The sequence below is a fragment of the Vulcaniibacterium thermophilum genome, from assembly GCF_007923255.1.
Classification (GTDB): Bacteria; Pseudomonadota; Gammaproteobacteria; order Xanthomonadales; family Xanthomonadaceae; genus Lysobacter_F; species Lysobacter_F thermophilum.
Window position 1 is genome coordinate 81,727 of record NZ_VOHJ01000008.1, and the last position, 9,331, is coordinate 91,057.

Sequence of the window (9,331 nt, forward strand, 5' to 3'; positions counted from 1 at the left end):
ACAAATCGGCATACACTTCCCCCTCAAGCAGGGGCAGAGCGCGTGGGATCGACGAACCTCGCCAGGTACGCCGCACGGATCGGCGCAGGGTTGGTGCTGCTGGCGGGCCTGCTGCTGGCGGACGCGGCGGCCGCGGTGCGCGAGTTCTACTTCGCCCGGCTCGGCAGCGAACGCGGCCTGGCCAATGCGGTCACCGCGCTGCGCCAGGATCGGCAGGGGTTCGTCTGGGTCGGCACCCAGGGCGGGCTGCACCGCTTCGACGGCCAGCGCTACGTCGCCTACCGGCACGACCCGCGCGATCCGGCCAGCCTGCCGGAGAGCTTCGTCACCGCGCTCGAGCTCGACGGCGAACACGGCCTGTGGGTCGGCACCCAGTCGCAGTACGTCGCCCGCCTCGATCTGCGCGACGGCCGCGTGACGCGGCTGCAACCGGCGGCCGGCGGCTACACCAGCCGCCAGGTGCGGGCCCTGCTCGCCCAGGAGCGCTGGCTGTGGGTGGCCACGCTGAGCGGGCTGGAGCGGATCGAGATCGCCACCGGCACCCGCAGGCGGCTGCTGACGCTGCCCAGCGAAACCCTGCGGCTCAACCCGCTGGCGGCCCTGCTGCCGGACGGCGCCGACGCCGTCTGGTACGCCAGTCATGCCGGCGTCTATCGCGTCACCGACGTCGGCGTGCAGCGGATCTCGGCGCGACCCGCGCGCAGCCTGCTGCGCGACCGCCGCGGCCGGTTGTGGATCGGCATGGCCGACGGCCTCTACCGCCTGGAGCGCACGGGTCTGACGCGGCGCTGGCCGCTGGGGGAGGAGCCGGCGCAGGAAGCGCGCTGGCTGGCGGAGGCGCCGGACGGCCGGCTGTGGTTCGCCACCGCCTACGACGGCCTGCGCCGCTACGACCCGGCCAGCGGCCGCGTGGAGGCCGTTCGCGCCCAGCGCAACCTCGACGCCAGCCTGCCGGAGAACTCCGCCAGCGCCCTGATGATCGACCACGGCGGCATGCTGTGGGTGGGCGGCCAACTGCGCGGCGTGGCGGTGACCGACCCGCGCGGGGCGCGCTTCGTCTACGCGGTGGACGACACCGGCTCGCGCCGCAATGCCTACGACGGCGACAGCGTGCGCGCGCTGCTGCAGGACGCCGCCGGCGCGCTGTGGATCGCCACCGACGAGGCCCGGCTGCTGCGTTACGACCTCGCGTCCGCGCATTTCGAGGACATGAGCGAACACCTGCCGCGTGGCGCGGCCGGCGGCCCGCTGCGCGTCGCCGCGCTCGCCCCGGCGCCCGACGGCGGGCTGTGGCTGGGCTCGTTCGGCGGACTGTTGTGGATGGATCCGCGCACGCTGCGGGTGCGCGCGGTCGAACTCGGCGCGCACGGCCGCCCGGCGATCCGCAGCCTGCGCACCGCACGCGACGGCAGCCTGTGGATCGGCACCGACCAGCACGGCGCCCTGCACTATCGCCCGGGGTCCGGCAGCGTGACCCACTACCCGTACCGCGAGGGCGGGCGCGGCGCGCTCGCGCACCCGACCGTGCACGCCATCCTCGAGGACCGCCGCGGCCGCGTCTGGCTGGGCACCGGCGACGGGCTGGCGCTGATCGAGCGTGCCGGCGCCGCGCCGCGGCTGTTCCGCCACGCGGTCGACGACCCGCTCAGCCTCGCCGGCAATCTGGTGCGCGCACTGCACGAATCGGCCGACGGCACGCTCTGGATCGGCACCCACACCGGCCTCAGCCAGTTGCAGACCGGCGCGGACGGACGCGTGCAGTTCACCCATCCGCTGGCCGAGGCGGCCGGCGGCAACGAACCGGCGCCGGTGGTCTTCACCATCCTCGAAGCGCCGGCGGGGCGGCTCTGGCTCGGCACCGACGGCGGCATCGTGCGGCTGGATCGCGCCACCGGCCACGTGCGCCGCTACGGCCTTGCCGACGGCCTGCAGGACCTGGAGTTCAACGGCGGCGCCGCCACCGCGCTCGCCGACGGCCGGCTCGTGCTCGGCGGCGTGCGCGGGGTCAACCTGTTCGACCCGCGCCGCGTCGGCGACTCCGCCTATGTGCCGCCCCTGCGCGTGCTCGCGGTGTCGATCGGCGCCACCGCGCCGCACCGCGAGGAAACGCCCTGGCAGATCAGCCGCATCGAAGTCCCCGACGGCGACGGCCTGCTGCGGCTGCGGGTGGGCGCGCTCGATTTCGCGCCGGCCGCGCGCATCCGCTACCGCTATCGCATGGACGGCTACGACCTCGGCTGGATCGACAACGGCGAGCGTCCCGACATCACCTACACCCGCCTGCCGCCCGGCCGCTACACCCTGCGCGTGCAGGCCACCAACCGCGACGGCGTGTGGAGCAGCACCGAGCTGCGCATGCCGGTGCACGTGGCGCCGCCGTGGTGGCGCCATCCGGTCGCGCTGCTGGTGTTCCTGGGCCTTGCGGCCGCCGCTCTGGCGACGCTGGGCCTGAACCTGCACCGCCGGCGCCAGCTCGAGCGCGACTACTTCCGCCAGATCCGCGAGCGCGAGGAACGTCTGAAGCTCGCACTGTGGGGCTCCGGCGAGCAGTTCTTCGACTACGACCTGCGCAGCGGCGAAGTGCACCGCATGCGCGTGCACGATCAGAGCGGCACCCCCGAGATCGCGGTGCTCACCAGCACGATGGAGAACCGCGAGATCCACCCCGACGACGCGGCCGCCGTCGCCGAACGGCTGCAGCAGCACCTCGCCGGCGAGGCGCCGGAGTTCGTCTCCGAGCACCGCGTGCGCGGGCGCGAAGGCAAATGGTGCTGGGTCCGGACCCGCGGCCGCGTGGTCGAACGCGATGCCGACGGCCGCGCGCTGCGCGTGGCCGGCACCGTGCGCGACATCACCCTCAGCCGGCGCGAGGAGCGCGACCGCCGCATCGCCACCGAGGTGCTGCGCTCGATGGCCGAGGCGGTGGTGGTGATCGACCTCGACTACCGCTTCGTCTCCAGCAACCCCGCGTTCTCGCGCATGACCGGCTACAGCGAGGACGAGATCATCGGCAAGCCGGCCGCGCTGCTCGACAGCAGCCAGCACGAGCCGGGCTTCTACCTGCAGATCCGCGCCGATCTGGTCACCCACGGCCACTGGGCCGGCGAGCTGTGGCAGCGCCGCAAGGACGGCAGCGAGTTCCTCTGCTGGCTGCAGACCACCGCGGTGCACGACAGCGAGGGCCGGCGCACCCACTACGTCGCCGTGCTCAGCGACATCACCGAACAGAAGCGCACCGAGCAGGAACTGCGCTACCTCGCCAACTACGACACCCTCACCAACCTGCCCAACCGCACGCTGCTGGCCGAGCGGCTCTCGCGCGCCATCGTGCGCGCGCGCCGGCACGGCCACCGGGTCGCGGTGCTGTTCCTCGACCTCGACCGCTTCAAGGACATCAACGATTCGCTCGGCCACGCCACCGGCGATCGCATCCTGCGCGCCACCGCCGCGCGGCTGCAGCAGGCGCTGGGGCCGCCGCACACGGTCGCCCGCCTCGGCGGCGACGAGTTCACCGTGGTGCTGGAGAACCTGCAGACGCCGGAGGAGGCCGAGCGCATCGCCAACGAGCTGCTGCGCTCGTTCGAGGAGCCGCTGAGCATCGACAACCGGCTCGAGGTGTCGATGTCGCCGTCGATCGGCATCGCCCTCTATCCCGACCACGCCCAGGTCCCGACCGACCTTCTGAAGTACGCCGACACCGCGATGTACCAGGCCAAGGCCGCCGGGCGTCGCACCTACATGCGCTACACCGAGGCGATGGATCTGGCGACGCGGCGGCGCGCCACCATCGCCGCCGCCCTGCGCAACGTGCTCGACCGCAACGAACTGCGGCTGGTGTTCCAGCCCAAGCTCGACCTCGCCAGCGGCCGCATCACCGGCGTGGAGGCGCTGCTGCGCTGGAACAGCCCCGAGCACGGCGACATCCCGCCCGCGATCTTCGTGCCGCTGGCCGAGGAGAACGGGCTGATCCTCGAGATCGGCCAGTGGGCGCTGCGCGAGGCCTGCCACGTGCTGCGCTACTGGCGCCAACTGGGGCTCGACGATCTCACCGTGGCGGTCAACGTCTCCGCGCTGCAGCTTCAGCGCGGCAGCATGGCCGACACGGTCGCGACCACCCTCGCCGAATCCGGGCTGCCGGCCGAATGCCTGGAGCTGGAGCTGACCGAAACCGTGCTGATGGCGAATGCCGAACAGAACGCCGTCACCCTGCAGCGCTTCCGCCACCTGGGCGTTGGCCTTGCGATCGACGATTTCGGCACCGGCTATTCGTCGCTGGCCTACCTCAAACGCCTGCCGATCAACACGCTGAAGATCGACAAGGCGTTCATCGGCGACCTCACCACCGATCCCGAGGACGAGGCGATCACCGCCACCGTGATCGCGATGGCGCATTCGCTCGGCCTGAAGGTGATCGCCGAAGGGGTGGAGACGCGCGCGCAGCTCGAGTTCCTGCGCCAGCACGGCTGCCACGAGGTGCAGGGGTTCTGGATCTCCGAGCCGCTGGAAGCCGCGCAATGCCTGGCCTTCCTGCGCAACTGGAAACCCGCCGCCGCCGCCGCGCTCGCCCCCGCCTGATCCGACCCCGCCGCTGCGGTATCCTCGCCCCATGGAACGCGCCGAACTGCTCGCCCAGCTTCAGGCCCTCACCGCCCGGGTCGACGAGCTCGCCGACCGCGTGCGCCGTCTGCAGGACGAGAACCGCAGCCTGCGCCAGCAGCAGGAGCAGCTCGTGATCGAACGCTCCGCGCTGCTGGCGAAGAACGAGCAGGCGCGCAGTCGCGTGGAGGCGATGATCGCCCGCCTGAAATCGCTGGAGCAGCACACATGACCGCGAAGGCCAGCGAGGCCGTCAGCATCCGCCTGCTCGACCGCGAATACACCGTGGGCTGCGCGCCCGACGAGCGCGATGCGCTGCTCGCCTCCGCGCGCCTGCTGGACGCCAAGATGCGCGAGATCCGCGGCAGCAACCGGATGGTCGGCCTCGATCGCGTCGCCGTGCTGGCCGCGCTCAACCTCGCCCACGAACTGCTGCAACTGCGCGCCGACAGCGAAAGCAAGGACCGCGAGCTGGCGCGCAGTCTCGGCGAGCTGCAGCGCAAGCTCGACGGTCTGTTCGAACCGCGCACGCCGGGCTGACGCACGTTGCGGCGAAACGCGGCGTCACGACGATCCTGACCGCCGCACATCTCGCATTAACCTGCCGCGGCGCTATACTGCGCCCACGTCCTCTGCTGTGCGCGACGGCGTGCGCAAACATTCGCCTTGTTCCTTAACGACGACCTCGGGAACGCAGCGGATGCCTGGCGTGCATGTCCGCCCTGAAGCGGAAAGCCCGATGGCTTCCCGGCGTCCCCACTTGAACCTCGGGTTCAAGGTCGTTTCGCACGCATCGGCATCGGCGGAGGACTTCCTTCTTTCCCGCGCGCAGGCGCGCCCTGGCGCCTGCCGCGCATGACGACACCGGAACACCGTCGCCATCTGCGCACGCGGCTGCGCGCCGCACGCCGCGCGCTCACCGTTCCCGAACGCATCGCCGCCGCGCAGTCGCTGGCCGCGCGCCTGCTCGCGCTGCCGTTCGCGCCGCATCAGGGCTACGTCGCCGGCTACTGGGCGATGGACGGCGAAATCGCGCTTCACGCCTGGCAGCTCGGCCTGCCGCGCGGCTGCGTCTATTGCCTGCCGGTGCTGCACGAAGACGGCCGCCTGCGCTTCGCGCCGTGGCGACCGGGCGATCCGCTGGTGGCCAACCGTCACGGCATTCCCGAGCCCGACGTCGCGTCCGGATCGCTGCTCGATGCCGAGGCGATGACACTGGTGGTGCTGCCGCTGGTCGGATTCGACGCCCGCGGCCACCGGCTGGGCATGGGCGGCGGCTGGTACGATCGCAGCTTCGCGTTCCGCCGCGAGCGCGCCGCGCCGCCCTGGCTGGTGGGCGCGGCGTTCGACGCGCAGCGCGTCGAGACTCTGCAGCCCAGCGATTGGGATGTCGCGCTCGACGCGGTCTGCACCGAATCGACCACCCACGACTGCCGCTCCATCCCCGCATGACCCCGCGCCGCCGCTACTGGCTGATGAAGTCCGAGCCGGATACGTTCTCGATCGACGATCTGGCGCGCGTCGGCATCGAGCCGTGGAACGGCGTGCGCAATTTCCAGGCGCGCAACTTCATGCGCCAGATGCAGGTCGACGACGGCGTGCTGTTCTACCATTCCAACACCGACGTCCCCGGCATCGCCGGCATCGCGCGGGTGGCCAGTACCGCCTACCCCGACGAGACCCAGTTCGATCCCAACTCCGACTACTACGATCCGCGCAGCACGCGCGAGAACCCGCGCTGGGACCTGGTCGACGTCGCCTTCGAGCGCAAGCTGGAACGCGTGATTCCGCTTGAGGAGATCAAGCGCCACGCCGACGCGCTCGGCGAGGACTTCGCCCTGATCCGCCGCGGCAACCGCCTGTCGGTGCTGCCGGTCAGCGCGGCGCAATGGAAGTTCCTGCTGAATCTGGAGCGCAGCGAGTGAAACCGAGGCGTACACCTCGTTCGTCTCGGTGCTCGACGAATCCCCACTCCTGAGTCCCGCCCACCATGAGCGAAGCCAAGCGTCTGGCCGCCGAGAAAGCCATCGACTATGTCGAGGACGGCATGATCGTCGGCGTCGGCACCGGTTCCACCGTCGCCTACTTCATCGATGCGCTGGCCCGCATCAGGGATCGCATCCAGGGCGCGGTGTCGAGTTCCGAGCAGAGCACCCAGCGCCTGCGCCAGCACGGCATCGACGTGCTCGATCTCAACGCCACCGGGCCGCTCGCGCTGTATGTGGATGGCGCCGACGAGTGCGATCCGCACAAGCGGCTGATCAAGGGCGGCGGCGCCGCGCTCACGCGCGAGAAGATCATCGCCGAGGCCAGCGAGCGCTTCGTCTGCATCATCGATCCGAGCAAGCGGGTGGACGTGCTCGGCCGCTTCCCGCTGCCGATCGAAGTGATCCCGATGGCGCGCAGCCTGGTGGCGCGGCGCATCGTCGCACTCACCGACGGCCAGCCGGTGTGGCGCGAGGGCGTGGTCACCGACAACGGCAACTGGATCCTCGACGTGCACAACCTGCGCATCACCGATCCGGTGGCGCTGGAAGCGCAGCTCAACCAGATCCCGGGCGTGGTCAGCGTCGGCCTGTTCGCACGGCGCCCGGCGGACGTGGTGATCGTCGGCGGCGAGCCGCCGCAGATCCTCGACTGACGCCCCCAATACGTCGACACGCGAACGTCCGCGGCCAACGGCACGCGGACGCGCCGGGCCTGCCCCGACTTCCTGGCATGCTGAGCGTCCGCCGTCGCAGGCACCGCGACGCGGCAGCGCCATCCTGAACGTCGCTTCCGCCGTTGCGACGCGCGGGCGGGATACTGCCGCCCCATGCGCGGACGACCTGCATGACCCTGCGCTGCCTGTTCGTCGACTTCAACGCCTTCTTCGCTTCGGTCGAGCAGCTCGACCGGCCGCAGTTGCGCGGACGCCCGATCGCGGTCGTGCCGGTCATGGCCGAGACCACCTGCTGCATCGCCGCCAGCTACGAGGCGAAGGCGTTCGATATCCGCACCGGCACGGCGGTCGGCGAGGCGCTGGCGCGGTGCCCCGAGCTCACGCTCGTGCTCGCGCGCCCGGCGCGCTACGTCGAGATCCACCATCAGGCGATGGCGGCGATCGCCGACTGCATCCCGCACGGCGAACCCGAATCCATCGACGAGGTGCCGTGCTGGCTGCTCGGCCGCGAGCGCGAACGCGCGAACGCCGAGGCGATCGCCCAGCGCATCAAGCGCACGCTGCACGAGCGGTTCGACGGTGCGATCCGCTGCTCGATCAGCATCGCGCCGAACAAGTTCCTGGCCAAGACCGCGTCGGACATGCAGAAGCCGGACGGGCTCACGGTGATCGAGCTTGCCGACCTGCCGCACGCGCTGCACCGGCTCGAGCTGCGCGACCTGTGCGGCATCGGCCCATCCATCGAGCACCGCCTGCGCGGCGCCGGCATTCGCACCGTCGAGCAACTGTGCGCCGCCTCCCGCCAGCAGCTCCGCCTCGCCTGGGGCAGCGTGGAGGGCGATCGCTTCTGGATGCAGTTGCGCGGTCACGAGGTCGCCGCTTCCCGCGGCGACCGCAAGCGTTCGATCGGCCACTCGCACGTGCTCGGCCCGGAACTCCGCAGCTACGAGGGCGCACGCGCGGTGGCATTCAAGCTGCTCGCCAAAGCGGCGATGCGCCTGCGCCGTGAGGGCTACCGCGCGAGCGGCCTCGCGATCCGGCTGCGGATGCTCGGGCTCGAACGGCGGTTCGAGCGCGATCTGAACTTCGCGCCGCTCGACGACACCCCCTCGCTGCTGCAGATGCTCGGCCGCGAGCTCGATGCCCTGCGCGGCCACATCGAGCGCGGCCGCTGGGATCCGAGGCGACACCCGCCGCTCTCGGTGGCGGTCACGCTGGTCGGACTCGAGCCGGCGGACGCGATCAGCGGCGAACTGATCCCCACCCGCGCACGCGCGCAGGCGATCACCCGCGCACTCGACGCCATCAACCGCCGCTACGGCAACAACGCGGTCTTCTACGGCGCGATGGCCGAAGCCATCACCCACGACGCCGCGCCGATGCGCATCCCATTCCAGACCATCCCCCAACCGGCCACCGAGCTCGACGCCGGCGCGCAGCCACCCGAGTTCGACGTGATCGCCAGCGCGGACGAACTGATGCACCGTCGCCAGAACCAGTTCAGGGTGCTGGCCGAGCGCACCCACCGTCAGAGCGAGCGCACGCGGCGCCCCGATGCCGGCATACGGCCCACGGAAAGCGACGGCATCGAACAGCCGCTGCTCTGAGCCCGCGACCCCGCTGGCCGCCCGGCCAGAGCAACCCCGCCCTCTGCCGCCTGCGGGGTGAGGCGGCGCGCTTGCGAGCCGCCGGTACACGCACTGACGAACGCCGCCGCGCTGCGGCGGGCCGGACGAGGGGGTTGGCGTGAAGGCCCCACACCGACGCCCCATCGCCCCGCTCCCGCTCGCAGGAGCGGGGTTGGAACGAGGGCCACACACCGACGCTGGCGATGTCGCAGCGTTGGTGCGCCGCGCGCACCAACGACACACCGAAGGGCCCGGCTCATTACCCCCTCTTCCGCTCGCGGGGCGGGGCGGGCGCGCTTGCGAGCCGGCGGTACACGCACCGACGAACGCCGCCGCGCTGCGGCGGGCCGGCTGGGGGATTGGGGTGAGGGCACGCGCCGCCGGCGCGGGGCGGCGGGGCGATCGCTTGGCAGCGCGCCTGTGCCTTGGCGCTGGCGGTGCATTT

7 protein-coding genes and 1 other RNA gene are annotated in these 9,331 nt (G+C 71.7%); all 8 read left to right on the plus strand.

The window, feature by feature from the left end; translation table 11 throughout:
• Positions 1 to 42: 42 nt before the first annotated feature.
• The 8 genes from FQY64_RS05295 (at position 43) to FQY64_RS05330 (ending at position 8,865) form a co-directional block, all read left to right on the plus strand.
• Positions 43 to 4,575 carry an EAL domain-containing protein gene (locus FQY64_RS05295; protein ID WP_146472656.1) on the plus strand — a complete coding sequence of 1,511 codons (4,533 nt, stop codon included), beginning with the start codon at positions 43 to 45 and terminating at the stop codon, positions 4,573 to 4,575.
• A 31-nt stretch (positions 4,576 to 4,606) separates the two neighbouring features.
• Positions 4,607 to 4,828 (plus strand): TIGR02449 family protein, encoded by a 222-nt coding sequence (locus FQY64_RS05300; RefSeq protein WP_146472657.1) that lies wholly within the window; start codon positions 4,607 to 4,609, stop codon positions 4,826 to 4,828.
• Entirely contained in the window at positions 4,825 to 5,136 is a 312-nt protein-coding gene (locus FQY64_RS05305; RefSeq protein WP_146472658.1) for a cell division protein ZapA, read from the plus strand. Before FQY64_RS05300 ends, FQY64_RS05305 begins: the two co-directional genes overlap by 4 nt.
• Positions 5,137 to 5,222: 86 nt before the next feature.
• Positions 5,223 to 5,409, plus strand: a non-coding RNA gene (ssrS, locus tag FQY64_RS05310) — 6S RNA.
• Positions 5,410 to 5,451: 42 nt separating this feature from the next.
• On the plus strand, positions 5,452 to 6,048 hold the full coding sequence (locus FQY64_RS05315) for a 5-formyltetrahydrofolate cyclo-ligase (protein WP_146472659.1): 597 nt from the start codon (positions 5,452 to 5,454) through the stop codon (positions 6,046 to 6,048).
• Positions 6,045 to 6,521, plus strand: a complete 477-nt coding sequence (locus FQY64_RS05320; protein ID WP_146472660.1) for an EVE domain-containing protein — start codon at positions 6,045 to 6,047, stop codon at positions 6,519 to 6,521. Before FQY64_RS05315 ends, FQY64_RS05320 begins: the two co-directional genes overlap by 4 nt.
• 65 nt (positions 6,522 to 6,586) lie before the next feature.
• On the plus strand, positions 6,587 to 7,237 hold the full coding sequence (rpiA, locus tag FQY64_RS05325; protein WP_146472661.1) for a ribose-5-phosphate isomerase RpiA: 651 nt from the start codon (positions 6,587 to 6,589) through the stop codon (positions 7,235 to 7,237).
• Between the two features lie 191 nt (positions 7,238 to 7,428).
• Entirely contained in the window at positions 7,429 to 8,865 is a 1,437-nt protein-coding gene (locus FQY64_RS05330) for a DNA polymerase Y family protein (RefSeq protein WP_146472662.1), read from the plus strand.
• Positions 8,866 to 9,331: the final 466 nt, after the last annotated feature.

Coding starts and splice junctions, on each gene's coding strand:
- FQY64_RS05300 (WP_146472657.1), top strand. CDS start 4,607: ATGGAACGCGCCGAACTGCTCGCCCAGCTTCAGGCCCTCACCGCCCGG.
- FQY64_RS05330 (WP_146472662.1), top strand. CDS start 7,429: ATGACCCTGCGCTGCCTGTTCGTCGACTTCAACGCCTTCTTCGCTTCG.
- FQY64_RS05305 (WP_146472658.1), top strand. CDS start 4,825: ATGACCGCGAAGGCCAGCGAGGCCGTCAGCATCCGCCTGCTCGACCGC.
- rpiA (WP_146472661.1), top strand. CDS start 6,587: ATGAGCGAAGCCAAGCGTCTGGCCGCCGAGAAAGCCATCGACTATGTC.
- FQY64_RS05315 (WP_146472659.1), top strand. CDS start 5,452: ATGACGACACCGGAACACCGTCGCCATCTGCGCACGCGGCTGCGCGCC.
- FQY64_RS05320 (WP_146472660.1), top strand. CDS start 6,045: ATGACCCCGCGCCGCCGCTACTGGCTGATGAAGTCCGAGCCGGATACG.